Annotated in this window: 18 protein-coding genes; 7 read left to right on the top strand and 11 right to left on the bottom strand. The window is 74.5% G+C overall.

Annotation, left to right across the window (positions count from 1 at the left end):
- Window positions 1-85 precede the first annotated feature (85 nt).
- Window positions 86-889 carry a (2Fe-2S)-binding protein gene (locus ABT354_RS01025; protein ID WP_351487159.1) on the bottom strand — a complete coding sequence of 268 codons (804 nt, stop codon included), beginning with the start codon at window positions 887-889 and terminating at the stop codon, window positions 86-88.
- 332 nt (window positions 890-1221) lie between these two features.
- Between ABT354_RS01025 and ABT354_RS01020 the strand changes: the two genes are divergently transcribed.
- Window positions 1222-2337, top strand: coding sequence for a DMT family transporter (locus tag ABT354_RS01020; protein ID WP_351487157.1), 1116 nt, complete (start codon window positions 1222-1224; stop codon window positions 2335-2337).
- Here ABT354_RS01020 and ABT354_RS01015 read toward each other — a convergent pair.
- On the bottom strand, window positions 2307-3719 hold the full coding sequence (locus ABT354_RS01015; RefSeq protein WP_351487154.1) for a transglycosylase family protein: 1413 nt from the start codon (window positions 3717-3719) through the stop codon (window positions 2307-2309). The two genes, ABT354_RS01020 and ABT354_RS01015, sit on opposite strands and share 31 nt — an antisense overlap.
- Window positions 3720-4080: 361 nt before the next feature.
- Here ABT354_RS01015 and gnd point away from each other — a divergent pair, with 361 nt between their 5' ends.
- Complete coding sequence (gene gnd, locus ABT354_RS01010) at window positions 4081-5523, top strand: NADP-dependent phosphogluconate dehydrogenase (RefSeq protein WP_351487151.1); 1443 nt, start codon at window positions 4081-4083, stop codon at window positions 5521-5523.
- 362 nt (window positions 5524-5885) lie between these two features.
- Here the strand turns inward: gnd and ABT354_RS01005 are convergent, their stop codons facing one another.
- The 4 genes from ABT354_RS01005 to ABT354_RS00990 all read right to left on the bottom strand — a co-directional run bounded on the left by ABT354_RS01005 (window position 5886) and on the right by ABT354_RS00990 (window position 8333).
- On the bottom strand, window positions 5886-6551 hold the full coding sequence (locus ABT354_RS01005; protein ID WP_351487148.1) for an aspartate/glutamate racemase family protein: 666 nt from the start codon (window positions 6549-6551) through the stop codon (window positions 5886-5888).
- 38 nt (window positions 6552-6589) lie between these two features.
- Entirely contained in the window at window positions 6590-6991 is a 402-nt protein-coding gene (locus tag ABT354_RS01000; RefSeq protein ID WP_351487146.1) for a GNAT family N-acetyltransferase, read from the bottom strand.
- A 37-nt stretch (window positions 6992-7028) separates the two neighbouring features.
- A complete protein-coding gene (gene panD / locus ABT354_RS00995) occupies window positions 7029-7445 on the bottom strand; it encodes an aspartate 1-decarboxylase (protein ID WP_351487143.1) in 417 nt (138 codons plus the stop codon).
- Between the two features lie 147 nt (window positions 7446-7592).
- Window positions 7593-8333, bottom strand: a complete 741-nt coding sequence (locus ABT354_RS00990; protein ID WP_351487140.1) for an alpha/beta fold hydrolase — start codon at window positions 8331-8333, stop codon at window positions 7593-7595.
- Between the two features lie 299 nt (window positions 8334-8632).
- Between ABT354_RS00990 and ABT354_RS00985 the strand changes: the two genes are divergently transcribed.
- The 4 genes from ABT354_RS00985 to ABT354_RS00970 all read left to right on the top strand — a co-directional run bounded on the left by ABT354_RS00985 (window position 8633) and on the right by ABT354_RS00970 (window position 11828).
- On the top strand, window positions 8633-9067 hold the full coding sequence (locus ABT354_RS00985) for a cupin domain-containing protein (RefSeq protein WP_351487138.1): 435 nt from the start codon (window positions 8633-8635) through the stop codon (window positions 9065-9067).
- 423 nt (window positions 9068-9490) lie between these two features.
- Entirely contained in the window at window positions 9491-9694 is a 204-nt protein-coding gene (locus ABT354_RS00980) for a cold-shock protein (RefSeq protein ID WP_323447160.1), read from the top strand.
- A 209-nt stretch (window positions 9695-9903) separates the two neighbouring features.
- Window positions 9904-11130 (top strand): Clp protease N-terminal domain-containing protein, encoded by a 1227-nt coding sequence (locus tag ABT354_RS00975; RefSeq protein ID WP_351487135.1) that lies wholly within the window; start codon window positions 9904-9906, stop codon window positions 11128-11130.
- Window positions 11131-11354: 224 nt separating this feature from the next.
- Window positions 11355-11828: a hypothetical protein gene (locus ABT354_RS00970; RefSeq protein ID WP_351487132.1), complete on the top strand. Its 474-nt coding sequence runs from the start codon at window positions 11355-11357 to the stop codon at window positions 11826-11828.
- A gap of 45 nt (window positions 11829-11873) precedes the next feature.
- Here the strand turns inward: ABT354_RS00970 and ABT354_RS00965 are convergent, their stop codons facing one another.
- Together ABT354_RS00965 and ABT354_RS00960 are read right to left on the bottom strand one after the other, a co-directional pair.
- Entirely contained in the window at window positions 11874-12347 is a 474-nt protein-coding gene (locus ABT354_RS00965; RefSeq protein WP_351487130.1) for a carboxymuconolactone decarboxylase family protein, read from the bottom strand.
- A gap of 170 nt (window positions 12348-12517) precedes the next feature.
- On the bottom strand, window positions 12518-15517 hold the full coding sequence (locus ABT354_RS00960; protein ID WP_351487128.1) for an AfsR/SARP family transcriptional regulator: 3000 nt from the start codon (window positions 15515-15517) through the stop codon (window positions 12518-12520).
- 455 nt (window positions 15518-15972) lie between these two features.
- Here ABT354_RS00960 and ABT354_RS00955 point away from each other — a divergent pair, with 455 nt between their 5' ends.
- Window positions 15973-16584, top strand: a complete 612-nt coding sequence (locus ABT354_RS00955) for a sigma-70 family RNA polymerase sigma factor (RefSeq protein WP_351487126.1) — start codon at window positions 15973-15975, stop codon at window positions 16582-16584.
- A gap of 16 nt (window positions 16585-16600) precedes the next feature.
- Here the strand turns inward: ABT354_RS00955 and ABT354_RS00950 are convergent, their stop codons facing one another.
- From ABT354_RS00950 to ABT354_RS00940, 3 genes are read right to left on the bottom strand one after another with little or no spacing between them, the layout of a single operon-like run.
- On the bottom strand, window positions 16601-17500 hold the full coding sequence (locus ABT354_RS00950; protein WP_351487124.1) for an ECF transporter S component: 900 nt from the start codon (window positions 17498-17500) through the stop codon (window positions 16601-16603).
- Window positions 17497-19170 (bottom strand): ABC transporter ATP-binding protein, encoded by a 1674-nt coding sequence (locus ABT354_RS00945; RefSeq protein WP_351487122.1) that lies wholly within the window; start codon window positions 19168-19170, stop codon window positions 17497-17499. Before ABT354_RS00945 ends, ABT354_RS00950 begins: the two co-directional genes overlap by 4 nt.
- A complete protein-coding gene (locus ABT354_RS00940) occupies window positions 19167-20405 on the bottom strand; it encodes an energy-coupling factor transporter transmembrane component T (protein WP_351487120.1) in 1239 nt (412 codons plus the stop codon). The genes ABT354_RS00945 and ABT354_RS00940 overlap by 4 nt, the downstream gene beginning before the upstream one ends.
- Window positions 20406-20409 lie beyond the last annotated feature (4 nt).

Genomic DNA, 20409 nt, shown 5'->3' with positions numbered 1-20409 from the left:
CGGGGTGATGCCGGGCGTACGCGGGGCGGGGTGTCAGGGCCGGGACGGGGAGCGGGGTGTCAGGGCCGGAGCGGCGGGCGGGGTGTCAGGGGCGGGACGGGGGCCGGTCGAAGACGCAGTCGCCGCAGAGGCCGCCCCGGGGTGCGCGGTAGTAGAGACAGCAGCTGGTGCGGCGGAGCGCGGGCCCCTGGACGGTGCCCGCGAGGCCGGGTCCGGCGAAGAGGGCTCCGGCCAGCGCGGCCGCGCGGTGGGCGACCTCGGGCCGGTCCTGCTCGCGGGCCCATTCGGTGAGCTGTCGTACCGCTCCGGCGAGGGCGGAGCCGGAGTTGCCCTGGAGCAGCCGGGCGGAGATCCGGGTGTCCTGGCGCAGGGCGGCGGTGAGGGGGGCGAGATGGGTGTCCTGAACGGCCGCGCGCAGGGTGTCGGCGGTGGCGGGGAGGGTCGGGGTGCCGCCGGAGACATCGAGCCAGAGGTCGTCGGGGGTGGTGGCCCGGGGGGACCAGTGGAGACGGGCGGGGTCGAGGTCGGGGACCCGGCCGTGGAGGGCGGCGCTGCCGAGGGCGACGGACCAGAGGCGGGCGGCGAGGCCGAGCTGGGCGATGGAGGCGGCGACCCGGCGTTCGGGGGGTGTGTGACGGGCCGCGACCAGGTCGACGCGTTCGGTGAGGGCGGTGGGATCGCCCGCGTAGACCCGGGCGAGCGGGGTGGATCCCGCCGGTGGCCCCGCGTCGGGGGCGGGGCCGCTGCCGGGGGCCGTTCCCGGGCGCCCGGCGGCCGGGGGTGCGCCGTCCCGGGCGGCCGGACGGTCGCCGGGGGCCGGGGGTGGGTCGTCCGCCGAGGTCCGCAGGGCGAAGAAACCGCCCATCGAGCACAGCTCCCGCAGATCCACCGGACCGGTCCCTCGTCTCTCCTCGTGAGCCCTCGCGAACCCTCCCCGCGGGCTCACTCCCGTACGGGCTCCCCCTAGGGGCTCACGGGCTCCCGCGACGGTTCGCCGGCCCCGTGGTGCCGTCCCGGGCGGGGCGACCGGGTGTCAGGGTAGCCGCACCCCGCTCCGGCGATCCCGGGGGCACCCTGAGTACACCCCGAGCGCACCCCCTCTGACCTGCTCGACCTTCGCGCGTGGCACTTTGGGCCTACGCTCGTACTCCGTCGGTAGTACGTCCGAATGCCTCCTCAAGGCCGACGACGTGACGGCCGAACGGGGAGATCGTGGTACCTATGAGTTCCCTTGTGCCGGCCCTGCTGCTGTCCCTGGTCTCCGCGGTCGCGTACGCGGCCGGGGCGATCGTGCAGGAGCGGGTGGCCGCAGCCGTTCCCGCCCGTCCTTACGCACCCCTGCACCACGCCGGGTGGTGGTGCGCGGTCCTTCTGAACGGGGTGGGCGCGGTGCTGCATGTGGTGGCGCTGGCGTACGGCCCGTTGAGCGTGGTGCAGCCGCTGGGGGCGCTGACGATCGTCTTCGCCCTGCCGATGGCGGCGGTGTTCGTGGGCCGCCGGGCGGGGGCACGGGCCTGGCGCGGGGCGCTGCTGACGACCGTGGGTCTCGCGGGGCTGCTCGCGGTGGCCGGGGACAGCGGTTCGCACACCCTGGGCAGCGGGGCGCGCGGGGTGCTCGCGGCGGTGTCGCTGGGGTCGGTGGCCCTGCTCTTCCTGGTGGCGCAGACCATCGGCCGCCCGGTCATCCGCAGTGTGCTGCTGGCGGCGGGGGCGGGCGCGGCCTTCGGGATCGGCTCGGTGGTCACCAAGACCGTGGCGACGGAGTGGGACTGGTCCCGCCCGCTGGCGCAGTGGACCAGCCTGACGGTGATCGCGGTACTGGCGCTCGCCGGTCTGCTGCTGTCGCAGGCGTCCTACCGGGGCGCGGGGCTCGCCGCCCCGCTGGCCACGGTGACGGTGACCAATCCGGTGGTGGCGGCGGTCGTCGGGATCACCATGTTCGGGGAGAGCTTCCGCTTCGGGGTGCTGGGCGCGGTGCTGGCGATCGGCTTCGGGGCGGTGACGGCGGGCGGTCTGATGCTGCTCACGCGGGAGCGGCTGGAGGCCACGGACAGCACGTCGGCGGAGAACCCGTCGGCGGACGGTGCGTCGGAGGGCAGCGCATCGGAGGGCGGTGCGTCGGAGGACGGCGGGGAGCCGGGTGCGGACGGACCGCCCCCGACCCCGGTCGCGCCGGAGCCCTCGGCGGCCCCGGTGGCCGCGGGGACCTCCCCGGGAGCCGTGCGGGAGACGCCCGTACCGGAGGCGGCCGGGGCGCGCCCGGTGGGAGCGCGCCCTTTTGTGGTCATTCCCTCGCCGTCGGGGGCTCAGAGCGGGACTCCGCCCGCCCGGAGGTAGGCCAGGGGGTCGATGTCAGAGCCGTAACCAGGTCCGGTCCTGATCTCGAAGTGGAGGTGCGGACCCGAGCTGTTGCCCGTGGAGCCTGAGCGGGCGATCCGCTGACCGGCGGCGACCTGCTGGCCGGAGCGGACCGAGAGCGCCGAGAGATGGGCGTACTGGCTGTACTTGCCGTCCGTGTGCCGGATGACGACCTGATAGCCGTAGGAGCCGGCCCAGCCCGCCGAGACGACCCGGCCGGTGGCCACCGCCCGGACCGAGGTACCGGTGGGGACGGGGAAGTCGACCCCGGTGTGATAGCCGCTGGACCAGGAGGAGCCGGCCTTGCGGTACGGGGTGCCGGTGCCCGCCTCCACCGGCGCGCTCAGCCCGGCGGCACGCGCCGGACGCCGGTCGTTGATCTGCTTGGTGGCCGGCTTGCTCTGCGGCTTCCTGGCCTTGGGCGCCTGCTGCTGGGGGGCGCGCTGCTTGGGAACGGCCTGCTGAGGAGCCTTCTTCTGGGGCGGCGCCACCCGCTGCGGGGGCTTGGCCGCGGGCTTCCGCTCGACCTGCTTCCGCTCCGTCTGCTTCCGCTCGGCCTGCTTGCGGTCCGGCTGCGGGGCGCGGCGCTCGGAACCGTCGGTGCGCGGTGCCTCCTTGGTGGCGGGGGCCGCCGACATCCGGATGACCAGCCGCTGGCCGGGGTGGATCAGGTCCGGGTCGGGGCCGACCTCGGCGCGGTTCTGCGCGTACAGCTGCTGCCAGCCGCCGCGGACCTGCTTGGTGTGGGCGATTCGGGAGAGCGAGTCGCCCTGCGCGATGGTGTACCCCTCGCGCTGGGTGGGGACGGTGGTCGGTGAGACCTTCTGCTGGGGTGTGCCGCGGGGCGGGGTGGCCCGCGCGTCCCGGGTGCCCCCGGTGTCCTTGCGGTCGGTACGGCTGTCCTTGCGGTCGGTACGGCTGTCCTCGCGCGGATCCGTGCGGTCGGCCCGGTCCCCCTGGGGGGAGATCGCGGGTGCCTCACCGCCCCGGACGAGCCCGGCCCGCTGGGAGCAGTTCGGCCAGGCGCCGGGGCCCTGGCCCTTCAGCACCCGCTCGGCGACGGCGATCTGCTGGTCCCTGCTGGCCAGGTCGGCACGGGGTGCGTAGTCGCGCCCGCCGTACGCGTCCCAGGTCGACTGGGTGAACTGGAGGCCGCCGAAATATCCGTTACCGGTATTGATCTTCCACTGATTGGTGGACTCACAGGCCGCCACCTTCTCCCAGGTGTCGACCGATGCGGCGTGCGCGCTGCCGGCTCCGATGAAGGGCAGCGCCATTCCCGCGCCGCCCGCGGTGATGGTGAGAGAGGCACGGTTGAATCGGCTCGGCTGGTATTTGCGGTGCCGACCGGTTGCGGTCATGTGAGACTCCCCCACGGAACAGGTATGTCACATTGCGAGCAGGTCACGTCCAGCGGTCAACTTAAATGCTCGAATTGGACGGTGACAAGGGCTCAATGGAGGCGCACCGATGCAGAAGCGAAGGGCGCGCACGGTGGAGAGCGTCCCGGCCGCCGTCCCGGGCGGTCCCGGCGGTGGTCCAGCGGGGGTCCCGCGGCGGGCCGGTCGCGGGGAGTAGCGTGCGCACCGGCCACCGGCCCGGTGGACCGATCGGCGGCTCCCGGAATGCGCGGGGGCCCGGCGGACTTGAGGATCATCGAGCGGTACGGCTCCGGGCCGGGGGCCCGGACCACGGACAGCCAGAACATCCAGGAGCAGACGCATGAGCGGAACAGCCCAGATCGGCGTCACCGGACTCGCGGTGATGGGCCGGAACCTCGCCCGTAACTTCGCCCGGAACGGCTTCACGGTCGCGGTGCACAACCGGACCGCGTCCCGGACCCGGGAGCTGGTCGAGGAGTTCGGCGGGGAGGGGGAGTTCGTCCCCGCCGAGACGGCCGAGGAGTTCGTCGCGGCGCTGGAGCGCCCCCGGCGGCTGGTCATCATGGTCAAGGCGGGCGGCCCCACCGACGCGGTGATCGAGGAGTTCGCCCCCCTCCTCGACGAGGGCGACATCATCATCGACGGCGGCAACGCCCATTTCGAGGACACCCGGCGCCGCGAGGAAGAACTCCGGAAGCGCGGAATCCACTTTGCCGGGGTGGGAATCTCCGGCGGCGAGGAAGGCGCTCTCCACGGCCCGAGCATCATGCCGGGCGGTTCGGACGAGTCGTACCGGGCACTCGGGCCGCTGCTGGAGAAAATCGCCGCGAAGGCGCACGACGGCGCACCCACGGTCGCGCATATCGGCCCGGATGGCGCCGGCCATTTCGTGAAAATGGTCCACAACGGCATTGAATACGCCGATATGCAACTGATCGCCGAGGCATACGATCTGCTGCGCTCGGTCGCGGGCTACTCCCCCGCGCGGATCGCGGAGACCTTCCGCGCCTGGAACCGGGGCCGGCTCGACTCCTATCTGATCGAGATCACGGCGGAGGTGCTGGCCCACACGGACGCCGCGACCGGCAAGCCCTTCGTGGACATCGTCGCCGACCGGGCGGAGCAGAAGGGGACGGGCCGCTGGACGGTGCAGATCGCACTGGACCTCGGGGTACCCGTCTCCGGGATCGCCGAGGCGGTCTTCGCCCGCTCCGTCTCGGGCCACGCGGAGCTGCGGGCCGCCTCCCGCGGACTGCCGGGGCCGAGCCCCCGGGCGCTGGACGAGGAGGAGGCGGAGCGGTTCGCCGCCCGGGTGGAGCAGGCGCTGTACGCGTCCAAGATCGTCTCGTACACCCAGGGCTTCCACCAGATCCAGGCGGGCAGCGAGACCTACGACTGGGACATCGACCTCGGGGCGGTGGCCTCCCTCTGGCGGGCCGGGTGCATCATCCGGGCGGCGTTCCTGGACCGGATCACCAGTGCCTACGCCGAGCGGCCGGAGCTGCCGAGCCTGCTGTCGGACAAGGGCTTCGCGGAGGAGATCGGGGCGGCCCAGGACGACTGGCGCGAGGTGGTCGCCACCGCCGCGCGCCAGGGGGTGCCGACACCGGGCTTCTCGGCGGCGCTCGCCTACTACGACGCCCTGCGCGCGGAGCGGCTCCCGGCGGCGCTCACCCAGGGCCAGCGGGACTTCTTCGGCGCGCACACCTATCGGCGCACCGACCGTGAGGGGTCCTTCCACACCCTCTGGGGCGGGGACCGCTCGGAGGTCTCCACCGGCTGACCCCCATCCCGCCGGAGGCTCCACCGCCCGCGCCCCGGGCCGTCCGCTCAGGCGGGCCCGGGGGCGGGCTCGGGCTCCGGTGAGGGCTCCGGCCCCGGGGACGGCGGCCGGGGCACGGGGTCCGGGGTGGGGAGCGGCGGCGGCGACGGCGTGGGCACCGGCCCCGGGAGCGGTCCCGGCTCCGGAACAGGATGCCCCGGTACGGGTACGGGGGTGGGGGACGGCACGGGCGGCGGCTGGGTCATGGATGCCTCCTGACTGCGGCGGCGTACGGTTCACTCTCTCGCCGTCCGGGTTCCCCCGCGCGCCGGGTCCACGCCCCGCCCGGATCACCGGTCCGGATCACCGGCCCGCCGCACCGGTCAGCGGGACAGCGGCGGTACGGGCGGCACGGACGCCCCGGCGGTGACGGCGGCGCGCAGACCCGTACGCGGACTGGAGAGCACCGGTACGGCGGTGGCCACCCGGTCGGCGGCGCCCGCCGTCGACGCCTGGGCCAGCACGATCGCGTCGGCATCGCCCACGGCGTCGACCGCCGCGGCCACCAGGGCCAGACAGCCCTCCCGGTCGCCCGCGAGGAACAACTCCCAGGCCCCGTCGACCAGGACGGTACGGATCGCCACGGCGTCCTCGCGCCCTGCCCTGCGGGCCTCCTCCCGGATCAGCGCGACCGTGGGCTCCAGGGTGCCGCGCAGGGTGGCGACCACCACGACCCGCCCGGCCCGCGCCGCCTCGGCGGCCATCGGCCGGTCCACCCTGAGCACCGGGACCCCAAGGGCCGCCCCCGCCGCCTCGGCCGTCGCCCCCAGCGTGGAACAGGTACAGAGCACCCCGCGCGCCCCGTCGGCGGCGGCCCCGGCGACGATCTCCGCCACCCGGTCCGCGACCGCCCCGGGCCCCTCGGCCAGGGCCCGCTCCAGCAGCGCCTCGTCCACCACATGCCGCAGCTCGGTCCCGGGGTGGTCACGGTCGCGCAGCGCGTCGAAGACGGGCACATGGACGGGTGAGGTGTGCAGCAGAGCGATCATGACGGCAGGTTAGTGCCCGCCGCCCGCGAGGGCGGGGGTCACCAGCGCGGGGAGTCCCGCTTGAGCTGGCGCTTCGCGGCGTCGACCAGCTCCGCGGGAGGTACCGGAGCCTCCTCGGGGTGGCGTTCGGCCCACCGGGCGGCGTACGGGCAGAGCGGCACCACCGGTACGCCCTCACGCGCGGCGATCCCGTAGAACCGCCGCACCAGCGCACCGGCGATGCCCCGGCCCTCGTAGGCGGGCTCGACCACGGTGTGCACGGCGACCAGGGCGGCGGGGTCGCCGTCGAGGACGAAGTAGGCGATCCGGCCGGTCACCGTGGCACCGTCGTAGGCCTCCAGCAGCCCACGGGACCGGTCGTCCCGGATGTCGGCGGGCGCCGGGGAAGCGGGTGACGAGGAAGCGGGAGAAGCGGAGGAGGACGAAGAGGTCTCGGACATGCGGCCATCCTCCCCCGGCCGCTCCCCGGCCGCGCGCTCAGCCCACCGCGTACGGACTGCGCAGGGTGTCGCCCCCGGGTACCGGCGCCGACGCGTCCGTGCCCAGCTCCACGATCCGGTTCTCCGCATCGACATGGACCACCCGGGGCACCAGCGCCCGCGCCTCGGCGTCGGCCACCTGTGCGTAGCTGATGAGGATCACCAGGTCCCCCGGCCGCACCAGATGCGCGGCGGCGCCATTGATCCCGATGACCCCGGAGCCGCGCTCGCCCTCGATGACATAGGTCTCCAGCCGGGCCCCATTGGTGATGTCCACGATATGGACCAGCTCACCGGGGAGCAGATCCGCCGCCTCCATCAGCTCCACGTCGACGGTCACCGAGCCGACATAGTGCAGATCGGCCTGGGTGACGGTGGCCCGGTGAATCTTGGACTTGAACATGGTGCGCAGCATCGAGAACTCCCAGAACTAGGCTCCCTGCCTGCGTTTATGCAGGTCAAGGGCGATTTCTCCACCTTACAACGAGCCATGTGACCGGAGGCCGCGCCGGGGGCCCCGGGACGCGCGCCGATCCCTGCGCCGACCCGTCGCGGGCCGCCCTCACCCCGTCGCGGCCGCGCCCCCGGCCCAGTGCGTCTCCAGGGCCGCCGCGACCTCGGCGGGCCGCTCCAGGAGCGTCCAGTGGTTGCAGTCGAAGCGCAGGACACCGGGAGCGCGCAGCGAGGCGGCGAGCCGCTCGCCGAACTCGATCCCGCAGGCGGGATCGAGCGCACCCCAGAACACCAGACAGGGCGCGGAGACCCGGGCCAGTCCCGGCTCCCACTCCGCGCCCACGGTGACGGCGGAGCGGTAGAGCCTGAGGATGCTGTCCTTCATGGACGCGTCCACGCGGTCGGCCGTCTCCCCGGCCAGATCGGCGGGAACGTTGAATCCCGCCGCCAGCTCACGGGCGAAGGAGGCCGCTTCCAGCTCCGCCATGAAGCGGTCGCCCTCGACCCGGTCCTGCCAGATCTTCGCGAGCGGGTGCCACACATACCCGGCGTTGACCGGCCCATTGCCGCCGGCCCAGGTGCGGACCAGATCGGGCCGCAGGGAGGCCACGCGCACGGTGAGGGAGCAGCCCCAGTCATGGCCGACCAGGTCGACCGGCTCGCCGACCCGTTCCAGCCGCTCGATGAGCCAGTCGACGTACTCCTCCTTGGTGGCGCCGAAGCCGTCCGGGCGCGGGGCACCGAACCCCGGCAGGTCCCAGGCCTCCACGTCGGTACGGGTCAGCCGGCGGCGGACGCCGTCCCACACATGGTGGGTGTCGGGGACGCCGTGGATCAGGATCGCGGGCATGCGCAGGGTCCTTCGTCAGGAGGGGTCCGGGGCGGAGGTCCGACGTGCGGGTCGCGTGCGGAGCGCGGATCACACTGTCTCAAGCGATGGCGCGCCTTTGAATTCGCGGCAGGGGACATGTGACACAGGACACACCCTTCGAGCCGGCCGGTTCGGGGAGGTCGTGCGACGGGCCGCGGGGCACCCCTGCGAACACACTGCCGGGTACGGGCGGATACGTGCTGTGCGAGGCGTTCGACCGCGCCTACCCTGACAGCACCGACACGCCCGGACCACTCCCCACCCCACAGAGGTGCTTCATGCGCGGTCTCTTACGTCCGGCCACCACCGCCACCGCTCTCGCCGGTCTCCTGCTCTCCGCCGGAACGGCACAGGCCACCCCGGGCGGCCCGGGTGTCACCGGGAGGGTCATCGCCCGGACCACCGTCGGCGACACCGACTACATCCTGCGGGAGGTGATCATTCCCCCCGGTCAGGGTACGGGTTGGCACTACCACGACGGCGCCGTGCGCGGGTATGTCGTCCAGGGGACCCTGAGCCACTTCGACGCCTCCTGCGCGTCCGACGGCGTGTACGAGAAGGGTGGCTTCATCGAGGAACCGGCCGGCCCCGGCTATGTGCATCTGGGCCGGAACCTCGGCACCACGGACCTGGTCCTGCGGGCCCTCTATGTCCTGCCGCACGGTGCGCCCTTCTCCCAGGACGCGCCCAACCCGGGCTGCCCCTTCGGGTAGGCGCGGGCGCGTCGGCGCAGGGCTCCGCCGTCACCCGTGACGTCGTGAACAGCCTCACATCAAGGGCCGACACGATCAACACTGAGTGCATCCATCACCGACCGGGCGAGCCGCCCGCGCGCAGGCCCGTACCGGCGGCCGATGCCCAGGTCAGGGCCCATCCCGGGGGTCCGGTGGCGGCCGCCGGCGGGAGGCCGATCCCGGGAATACGGCGGAAAGCCGCCCTTTGCCGCCGCGCTACGTAGCCAGACGGTCGCGAATCGGCTAACTTCTCTGTCAGTAGTCGTGGTTCCGAAGTCTCAACGCCCGCGGTTCGCACCGCGGGCGTCGTGCTGTACGGCAGTGCCCGAGGACCAGGGCGATCACCTCACCCCAAGGGGTACTGACAAGCCAGTACCCCGCGACCCTGGACAGGGGAACATCATGGCCACCGGCACCGTGAAGTGGTTCAACGCCGAAAAGGGCTTCGGCTTCATCGCCCAGGACGGCGGCGGCCCCGACGTCTTCGTTCACTACTCCGCCATCAACGCGGCCGGCTTCCGGTCGCTGGAGGAGAACCAGCAGGTCACCTTTGACGTCACGCAGGGCCCGAAGGGCCCGCAGGCCGAGAACGTCGTCCCTGCCTGATCGAAGTGCCGTGGCGCCCCGCACCCCCTGGGTGCGGGGCGCTTCGTCGTGCCCGGGCACCGCACCGGCGCCGGGGAATCCACCGGCGATCACGGCGGGATCGACCCGGCGTCGGCCGGGGCGCCGAAAGGCGCGGGCCGCCCCGTGAACGGAGGCGGCCGTCCGTCCGTACCCAGGTATGGCCCGGGGAACGGACAAAGGGGTGGGGCATGACGGAGACGGTGTTGACGGCGGACGGGACGGGACCGGGCGTCCTGGATGTGGCCTGGGGGAATGTTCCCGAGGGCGGGCGGACCATCGGTACCGAGCAGCTGCTCGCCGCCGTCGCGGAGCTGGTGGACGAGTCCTCGGCCGGAAAGGTTCTGTCCGGCGCCGGGGCCACCGACGCCGCACTGCTCGCGGTGGTACGGGAGCGGGGGCGCGGGACGAACGACCCCGGCGCCCCGGCCGGCACCGGCTGGGAGAGCACCGACGACCGTGACGGGACGGTGGACGCCGCTCAGGCGCTGAACGGCCGGGCGGAGCCGGACCGCCTGCTGTCCGGTGCCGCCGCGCGCGCCTTCACCGCCGCGCGGGAGCTGGCCGTACAAGAAGCGGCCGGACGGGAGCCGGCTGGGCAGGAGCCGGCCGTACGGGAGGGTGTCACCGGGTTCACCGCCGACCATCTGCTCCGGGCGCTGCTCGCCGACGGCGCCAATCGGGCGACGGAGACGCTGCGCGGCTGCGGCATCACGCCCGAGCGGATCCTGGCCCGGCTCGACGCGCGGGAGTACGGCCCGGCGGACGACGGCCTGGACCCGGCCCTGTGGCCGACCCGGGACATTCTGCTCGGCCGCCCCCCGCAGGGGGATGTGCCCTTCCTGTGGCGGCAGATATTCACCCTGACGCAGGGTCAGAATCTGGCCACTGTTCCGGTCGTCTGGGTCATCTGGGACACCCGGGAGCAGGCCCGTGCGCTGGGCCGGAAGCGGTCCACCGAGCACCTTGTGCTCGCCCTGCTCGCGACCTACGAGGCGGGCCTCGCCCATCCGCACCTGGCGGGCGAGGGCGGGATCGCCCCGGAGCGGCGGCTGGCGGGCGGGGCCCGGCCAGCGCGGCAGGGGCTCGACCACGCGGCCGTGCTGCGCGCCCTGGCGGAGGAGCCCGAGCTGGGCAAGGACGACGACCATGTCGACGAGTACCTCCACGCCGCGAGGAAGGCCGGCACGACCGGCCCGCTGCTGGACGCGCTGCTGCGGGGCAGGACCCGGGCCGGACGGCTGCTGGCGTCCCTGGGGTACGTCGACGACGCCGGGGAGAAGGACGACGACGAGGAGGACGAGGGTGCGGCCGCCGAACTGCTCGACCTGCTCGATGCCGGGTGGGTGACGGACATCGTCCCGGTGGGCGGCAAGCAGATCCGGAAGGTGTGGAGGCTGCTGCGCGACCCCGGGTGAGGGCACGGCCCGGCCGGGCACTCCGGCCCCGCGGCGGGAACTCCCGTACCGGCGCTTCGGGCTGTCCTCCGTCAGCGGGCCCCGGCCGGGGGTACGCACGGGCAGCCGGCCGTGTCCCGGTGCTGCCCCGGCGCCCCTGACGGCGCGGACACCCGCCCGGGACGCTGGACTCCCGCCGCCCGGCCGTGCCTTCACCGCGCGCCCGCACCGACCGAGGAGTCCCCTTGCCCCTCCCCGTACCCGCTCTCCGGGCCGTTCTCGCCGCCTCCGCCGGACTGCTCACGGCCACCGCCGCCACCCCGGCGGCCGCCGCCCCGCCCGCGCCGCCGAACTGTGTGGTCGTCCTCGACACCGCCACGGTCACCTGCTACGCCACCCGAGCCGGGCTGCGGGCGGCCGTCGACCGGCTGGACCGCACCGCCGCCTCATCGGACCTCGGCGCCGTATGGAGCGACGGCCACGGAGGCGGCAGTCAGCTGCTCTTCCGGGGCAGCCAGGGCTGCGCCTTCCGGTACCCCGAGTTCCGTACCCTGCCCGCCGGATGGAACGACGTCGCCAGCTCCGCCACCGGTTACGGCGGCTGCCGGATCTACCTCTATGAGCACACCTACTGGCAGGGGATCTTCCGCTACGCCGACGGCTTTGTCGGAGATCTGAACAACTTCAACGACCGCACCAGCTCCGTTCACTTCAGCTGACCACCGGCGGGCGCCGGCGGGTGCCGGCGCCATGGTGGCGGCCGGTCAGCCGAACATGCCGGGCCGGTAGCTCCCGCCGGGCTGCCGGATGATGACATTCAGCCGGTTGTAGGCGTTGATCAGGGAGATGAGCCCCACCAGCGCGGCGAGCTGGTCCTCGTCGTAGTGCTCGCGGGCCCGGTCCCAGGCCTCGTCCGTGACCCCGCCGGCCCCGTCGGCGATCCGGGTGCCCTGCTCGGTCAGCTCCAGGGCGGCGCGCTCGGCCTCGGTGAACACCGTCACCTCCCGCCAGACCGCGACCAGGTTCAGCCGGGTCTGGGTCTCCCCGGCCTGGGTGGCGTCGGTGGTGTGCATATCGGTGCAGAAACCGCAGCCGTTGATCTGGCTGGCCCGGATCTTGACCAGCTCCTGGGTCGTGGCGGGGACGCCCGCCGCCGCGACCGCCGCCCCGGCAGAGTTGACGTACCGGAGGAACTTGCCGCCGACCGGGTTGGCGAAGAAGTTCATACGGGCTTCCATGGTGTGCTCCTTGTGCCTGATGTCGATGTGTCCGATGTCGATTCCGGTAACCCCTTGACCGCGCGGAGCGTCACATCGTGACAGAACCAGATGTGACATGGATCACCGCATCCGAGGGGGCGGCGCGCCGGAGCCCGGTCACCCGCCCGCCGGGCCCCGGGGGTCAGGGGTCAGGGCGCCCCGGCCGCCTCGCGGCGGATGTGTTCCCGCAGGGCGCGGGCGCGGGTGCGGTGGGTCTCGGACTCCTCGGGGAGGCCGAGGTCCAGGGAGAGCGCGGCGAGGTGCTCCAGGATGTCGGCCTCCTTCACCCGGAAGCGTTCCCGCTGCACCAGACTCAGCGCCTCGCGCAGCAGGGCGTAGCCGGGCTCCGGGCGGCCGGTCCGGTGCAGGGCCACCCCCTGCACGTCCAGCAGCAGTGACTCCATCAGCCCGAGGGCGGCATGGGCCCGCAGCTCCAGGGCGCGGGCGCTGTGGGCGAGGGCCTCGGCGGGGCGGTCCCGGTCCAGGCAGAGCTGGGCGAGATGGTGCAGGGCGAGGGCGGTGGTCCCATAGTCGGGGATGGCCTCGGCCACCGCCGCCGCCTCCACATAGCAGTGGGTGGCCTCGTCGGGCGAGAGCAGCGCGGAGCGGGCGAGGCCCAGGTTGATCAGGGCCTGGGCGAGGTCGCAGGCGTCCCCGGTCTCCCGTGCCAGCTCGGCGGAGCGCCGCAGATGGGGGATGGCGTCGGCGCTGCGGCCCGCCTCGATATGGGCCCAGCCCAGGAGATTCAGCACCCGGGTCTCGGCGACGGGGTCACCGGCGGCGCGGGCGGCGCGCAGCCCGTGCTCGACGGTGGCGGCCCAGTCGCGGTGGACCTGGGAGGTCAGCAGCGGCCAGATCAGTACGGTGAGCCGCCAGGTGTGGCCGGGCCGGCCCTCGCGGGCGGCGAGTTCCAGGGTGGCGCGCAGATTGTCCGCCTCCGTCCCGTACCAGCGGACCACGGCCTGCCGGTCGGGGAGTTCGGGCAGACAGGGCGGGGGCGGGCACCAGGCGGGGAGGTCGCAGCAGGGCCGCCCGGTGGGGTCGAAGGCCCGGGAGGCGGCGTACGCGGAGTGGAGGGCGTGGTCCAGCAGCCGTCGCGGCTGTTCGGGGTGGCTGTCGGCGAGGTGCTGGCGGGAGTAGAGGCGGACCAGGCTGTGACAGGAGTAGCGGCCGGGGGTGCGTTCCTCGACCAGATGGGCGGAGGAGAGCCCGGCCAGGGCGTGCTGGGCCCGGTCGCAGGGCAGGGCGGTGGTCGCGGCCACCGTACAGGCGGTGACATCGGGGCCGGGCAGGATACCGAAGGCGGCGAAGACCCGGCGCGCGTCGTCGCCGAGGGTCCGCAGGCTCAGCGCGAGGGCGGCGGCGACATCGGCGTCCTCGACCCGGAGGGCGGCGAGCCGGCGCTGTTCGTCGGTGAGTTCGTCCACGACGGCGGTGAGCGGCCAGCCGGGGTGGGCGATCAGCCGGGCGGCGGTGATCCGCAGGGCGAGCGGCAGTCCGCCGCAGAGCCGGGTGAGGGCGCGGGCGGCGCCGGGGTCGCCGGTGACCCGGTCGTCGGTGAGGGTGGCGGCGAGCAGATCGACGCCCGCCTCCTCGTCCAGCATGCCGAGGGCGACGGTCCGGGCCCCGTCCCGGGCGACGAGGCCGTCCAGCCGGTTGCGGCTGGTGACGACGGTCGCGGTGCCGGTGCCCCCGGCGATCAGGGGCCGCACCTGGGCGGAGTCACGGGCGTTGTCGAGGACCACCAGCAGCCGGCGTTCGGCGAGGAGGGAGCGGTAGAGGGCCTGGACGGCCCACTCGTCCTCGGGGACCCCGGCGGCGGGCACGCCGAGGGCGAGCAGAAAGCCGCGCAGGATGGTGAGGGGATCGGCGGGGGCGGCGTCGTCGAAGCCATGGAGGTCGGCGAAGAGCTGGCCGTCGGGGAAGCGGGCGAGGGCGGCGTGCGCCCAGCGCAGGGCGAGGGAGGTCTTGCCGACTCCGGCGGGGCCGACGACCAGGCACAGCCCTCCGGACTCGGCGGAGGCGGCGCGGTTGAGGACGAGGAACTCGGCCACCCGCCCGGTGAAGCCCGCGATGGAGCGGGGCAGTTGGGCGGGGCGTACCGGGACGCCGGAGTGCTCTCCGGGCGCCGGGACGCCGGGATGGTCCCCGGGTGGCGGCACGGCGGGGTGGTCCCCGTATAGGGGCGCGGCGGGGTGCTCCCCGGGCGCCGGTTCCTGGGCCGGTTCCGGGGCCGGTTCCGGGGCCCGGGGTAACAGGGCGCCGGTGGCGGCCGGTCCGGCCGTGCCGGGGCCCCGGCTCTCCCCCGGCCCCCGGGGAGCCGGTCCGGCGGGTGCGGCTGCGGCGCCCGACGGGGGCATCGGCGCGGGAGCCGGCGCGGAGAGCGCGTACCGCGGCCCGGCCGGCGTCGCGGTGACCCGGTGCGCGGGCCGCCGCAGCACCTCCGCCAGCGCGGCCTGGAGCGGGGCACCGGGTTCGACCCCGAGTTCCTCGCCGAGGAGTTCACGGGTGGCGTGGTACTGGCGGACCGCCTCGGCCGCCCGGCCGCCCTGGTGGTGGCAGAGCATCAGCAGCCGTACCAGGGACTCCCGCAGGGGATCCGTGCGGACGGCCTCGGTCAGCTCGGGGACGGCACGGGCCCCCTTCCCCGTCCGCAGCAGCCGTTCGGCCAGTTGCTCGACCGAGGCGAGCCGCAGATCCTCCAGCCGCTGCTGGTACTCGGCGCGCAGTGCGTGGGAGCCGCAGTCGGCGAGCGCGGGTCCGCGCCAGAGCGCGAGGGCGGACCGCAGCAGCCGGATGCCCTCGGTGTCGTCGGCGGCGAGATCGGCGGCGGACCGCAGATCGCGCATACGGTGGACATCGACCCGGTCGCGTTCGGCCCGCAGCACATAGCCGGGCGACCGGGTGATCAGCCGCACCGAGGGGTCGAACACGGCGCGCAACCCGGCGACATGGCCCTGGAGGGCGGCACGGGCGCTGGGGGGCGGAGCCTCGTCCCACACCAGATGCAGCAGCCGCTCCACCGGGACGACCCGGTTGAGACTGAGGGCGAGGGTGGCCAGCACGGCCCGGCGCCGGGCGCCGCCCAGCGGGGCCCGGGAGCCGTCCTCCCCGCGAAGTTCCGCCGGCCCCAGCAGCAGAACCTCCACGGATGTCCCCTCCCGTCTGTGTGGGAGCAGTACCTTACAGCGGCCCGCCAAAGCCGGTGACGGGACGCTCGCGCGGGGTGATCGGGACCCGGCGCGACCGGGCCCGCGGAAGCGGTGGAGGGGGCCGGTCCGGCGGCAGCAGGGGGCCGCCACGGCCGGTGCGGGACCCCCGGGACGGGCCGGGACCCAATCGGCGGACGGTCACGGGGGAGCGTTCGGCGGTCCGTCGGGAGGGTCCGCCGAGAGGCTGCCGGACGGGCGGCCCCGGGCCACGCCGAGCGGTCGGTTCCGCACGACGAACGGCGCCGCGCCCAGTGGTCCAGCGGAGCCGGAGCCCCCGGTTCGGACCGTTCATCGAACGCCCGGCCGAGGCGTTGGCGAGACGTTGGCCGGGCGTTGGCGGGCGCTGAAACGCTCCCTCTCCCCAGGCCGTCCGCCCCCAAGGAGCCGTCGCCATGGCCGTCACAGCTGCTCAGACCCCGGCTGCTCAGACCCCGGCTGCTCAAAACCTGTCCCGCCCCGCCCGCCCGGCAGCCGCCCCGCCCTCGACCCTGGACCAGGAGATGGTGGCCGAGCTGTATCGGCTGCACGCCCGCGCGTTACTGAGAGCGCTGCTCCGTCTCTGCTCGGGCGACCGGGGCCGGGCCGAGGACGTCCTCCAGGAGACCTTTCTGCGGGCCTGGCAGCATCCCCGTGCGCTGGCGCGGGGCCCGGAGTACGGCAGGCCCTGGCTCTTCACGGTGGCCCGGCGGATCGCCATCGACCACTTCCGCCGTCAGTCGGCGCGGGTGCAGGAGATCGGCAACGAGTACCCGGAGGACCACGCGCCCGTGCCGGCGGACCCGTACGAGGAGGTGCTGGGCGCGTACGACATGGGACTCGCGCTCTCCCGGCTCCCCGCCCATCAGCGCGATGTCCTGGTGGAGCTGCATATGAAGGACCGTTCGGCGGTGCAGGCGGCGGCCGTCCTCGGGGTGCCGACGGGCACGGTCAAGTCCCGTAACTTCTACGCGGTACGGGCCTTTCGGCCGGTGCTGGAGAGCCAGGGGCTCGCCCCCGCGCACTGACGGCGGGCGGCCTCCGTCAGGCCGGCGGGGCGGTCGGCCCACCGCCCGTGCGGCCCTCCCGGGCGGTGAAGCGGACCGGGGCGTCGAAGCGGGCCCGCCGGGCGGCGCGGCGGAAGGTGGCGAGGACGGCGGGCCCGGCGAGCAGCACACAGAGGAAGGTGGTGACGGCGCGGCCGGTGTCCCAGCCGAGCGAGGTGGCGAGGTCGAAGGCGAGGTAGCGCTGCCACTGCTCGGTGAAGGGCAGCCCCGGGAGATAGGCGAGGGAGCTGCCGGGGTCCACGGAGAACGGCCAGAAGGACAGATTGAGCAGAAAGCCGAAGAGATAGCCGGAGAAGGAGCCGTAGAGCGCCAGCATCAGCACCTCACGGCGCCCGCCGGCCCGGGGCAGCAGTCCGGCGAGCATGCCGACGAAGGCGCAGCCGAACATCTGGTACGGCATCCAGGGGCCCACTCCCCCGGTGATCAGGGCGGAGGCGAAGAGCGAGGTGCAGCCGAGGACGAAGCCGAAGCCGGGGCCGAAGACCCGGCCCGCGAGGACCAGGAGGAAGAAGACGGTCTCCACCCCGGCGGTGCCGGCGCCCAGGGGCCGCAGGGCGGCGTTGACGGCGGAGAGGACGCCCAGCATGGCCAGGGCCTTGGAGTCGATGCCGCCCTCCGCGATCTCGGAGAGGACCACACAGACCACGAGGACCAGCAGCACCCCGAAGATCAGCGGGGGCGCGTACTGGGAGCCGAACTTCCCCGGGGCGACGACGAAGGGCCAGAAGAAGGCGACCAGTCCCAGCAGGGCGGCGAGCACGATGACGGCCGAGGCGCGCGGGGTGAGCCGGATCGCCCGCGCGGTGCGCCGCCGCCCCGTGTGTTCCTGTCCGGTGCGCTCCCGCCCCGTGTGCTCCCGCCCGTCGTACGCCCTCATGCGGGTGTCCCGGTGGCGGCGAGGACCGCTCCCACCTGGCCGACCGTGAGAAAGGGCAGCGGTGCGAGGATCTTCGCGGTCTGGGGGGCGAAGACCGGGGACGCGACGATGACATCGGCGGTGGGGGCGTCGGCGACGATCTCGCCCTCGGCCATGACGACCACCCGGTCGGCGGCACGGGCGGCGAACTCCACGTCATGGGTGGAGACCACCACGGACCGGCCCTCGGCGGCGAGGCCGTCGACGGTACGGATCAGCTGCTCCTTGGCCCGGTAGTCGAGCCCCCGGGTGGGTTCGTCCAGCAGGAGCACCCGGGGGGCCGCGGTGAGCTGGATGGCGAGGACGAGGGCGAGCTTCTGCCCCTCGGAGAGATCGCGGGGGTGGGTGGTGTCGGCGACGCCGGGGGCGAGCCGGTCCAGGATCTCCCGGGCCGTCAGGGCCCCGGCCGGACCCCCGGGTGTCCCGGGTGTCCCGGGTGTCCCGGGTGCGGTGGCGGACTCCCGGTCGGCCTGGTCGAGTTCCTGGCGCACGCTGTCCAGGTAGAGGAGATCGGTGGGGGTCTGCGGGACGAGGGAGACGATCCGGCGGGCCTCGGCGGCGGAGAGCTTCCCGGGGTCCTTGCCGTCCTCGCCCGCCTCGACGCTCCCGGAGCGGCGGGGGCCGGCGCCCTGGACCGCCCAGAGCAGGGAGGACTTCCCGGAGCCATTGCGGCCCATGAGGGCGGTGACCTCGCCCGCCCGCAGGGTGAGATCGACCTCGCGTACGGCGGCGACGTCCCCGTACGCGACGGTGATGCCCCGGGCCCGCAGCAGCGGCGGCCCGGCGGGGGCCGGGGTGCGCACGGGCGGGACGGCGGTGGCGGCCAGTCGGCCGCGCAGCGGGGCGGCGGCGCGGCGGGCGTCGCGGACGGAGAGCGGCAGCGGGGTCCAGCCGGCGAGCCGGCCCAGCTCCACGATGGGCGGGGCGACGGAGGCGGTGCGGAAGACCTCGGCGGGTGTCCCGGCGCGGACCAGACCGTCGCCCGGGAGGTGGATGACCCGGTCGGCGTACTGCACCACCCGCTCCAGGCGGTGTTCGGCGAGGAGGACGGTCACCCCCAGGTCGTGGACGAGGCGGGTGACGGCGGCGAGCACCTCCTCGGCGGCGGTCGGGTCGAGTGCGGAGGTGGGTTCGTCGAGGACCAGGATCCGGGGGTGGGCGGTGAGCACGGAGCCGATGGCGACCCGCTGCTGCTGCCCGCCGGAGAGTTCATGGAGGGCGCGGTGGCGCAGGTCCGCGAGGCCGAGGAGGTCGAGGGTCTCCTCGACCCGTTTGCGCATCACCGGCGGGGGGACGGCGAGCTGTTCCATGGCGTAGGCCAGCTCCTCCTCCACGGTGTCGGTGACAAAGCCGTCCAGCGGGTCCTGTCCCACCACACCGACGACATCGGCGAGTTCGCGCGGCGGGTGGGTCGCGGTGTCCCGGCCGTCGACGGTGACCCTGCCGTGCAGGGTGCCGCCGGTGAAGTGGGGCACGAGGCCGTTGACGGCGCCGAGGAGGGTGGACTTGCCGACGCCCGTATGGCCGACGACCAGGCAGAGTTCCCCTTCCTCCACGGTGAGGTCGACATCGCGGAGGACGGGGGTGTCCGCCCCGTCGTAGACGACGCCGACCCGGTCAAAGGTGATCACTGGGCGTCCTCGGTGGTACGGGCGGGCCGCCGGCCGGCGGGCCGGTCGCCGGCAGGGTCGGTGGTACGGGCGGTGGTACGGGCCGCCGCGCGGCCGGCGTTACGGGTGGCCGCGCGGCCGGCGGCGGGTGCGGCCGGGCGGGGCGTGACCGGGCCGGGTGGCGGGGCGGCGAGTCCGGCGGCCCCCGCGAGCAGGATGGCGGCGGCCGGGACCACGGGCAGCGCGGGCCAGCCCAGTGGATGGAAGGTGGGGTTGAGCTGGGCGGGGTCATAGCCGGTGTTGGCGAAGAGCACGGCCGCCGCGAGCACCCCGCAGGCCGCGACGGTCCACTCGGCCGCCCGCCAGGGGTCGGGCCGGTAGGCGGTCCGGGTGACCCGCCGGCCGCCGAGCCGCAGCCCGGCGGTGCAGAGCAGGGCCCCGCCGAGCAGCGCGGGCAGCCCGAGCGCGGTGGGCGCGGAGGGGTCGAGCAGCCCGTACGCCCCGGCGCACAGTCCGCACATGCCCAGCAGCATCAGCGCCCCGGTCAGCCGGCGGGAGCGGCGGGTGGCGGTCCCGGCCCGTCCGTATCCCCGGGAGTCCATGGCGGCGGCGAGCCGCAGGGAGCGTTCCAGGGCGTCCTCCAGGACGGGGACGACGATGCCCCGCAGGGCCTTGAGGCCCTTCCGGTCACCGGCCCGCAGCCGCCGGGCCCGGGCGACCCGCTGGACGCTCTGCACCAGTTGGGGGGCGACACTCAGCGCGACGGTGACGGCGACCCCGAGTTCGTACAGCGCGCCGGGGAGGATCCGCAGGGCGCGCTTGGGGTTGGCGAGGGTGTTGGCCGCGCCGATACAGCAGAGCATGCAGGCGAGCCGCAGCCCGTCGGTGGCGGCCGAGAGCAGCGCCTCCAGGGAGACCGGGCCGCCGATGCTGATGCCCGCGTACCAGTCGGGGGTGGGGACGGTGGGCAGCGAGAAGAGCAGATGGTCGTCGGGGCGGATGCCGGTGCCGAAGACCGCGCGGAAGACCACCCGGATCGCGATCACGATCAGGGCGAACCAGAGGTAGTACGAGAAGCCGCGCGCCCAGGGGGCCTCGGTGCGGCGCAGGGTGACGACATGTCCGAGGACCGCGAGGACGAGCAGGAGCAGCAGCGGGTTGTTGGTGCGGCCGGCGGCGGTGGCGAGGGCGAGCGCCCAGATCCACCAGGCCACGGGGTGCAGCGGGCGGGGCAGACGGGGGGCGATGAGGGCCATGGGG

Origin of the sequence: Streptomyces sp. NPDC000594 (assembly GCF_040299965.1) — a bacterium.
GTDB lineage: Bacteria > Actinomycetota > Actinomycetes > Streptomycetales > Streptomycetaceae > Streptomyces.
The sequence above is the reverse complement of the archived record's forward strand: the minus strand, read 5'-3'. Positions and strand labels throughout refer to the sequence as shown.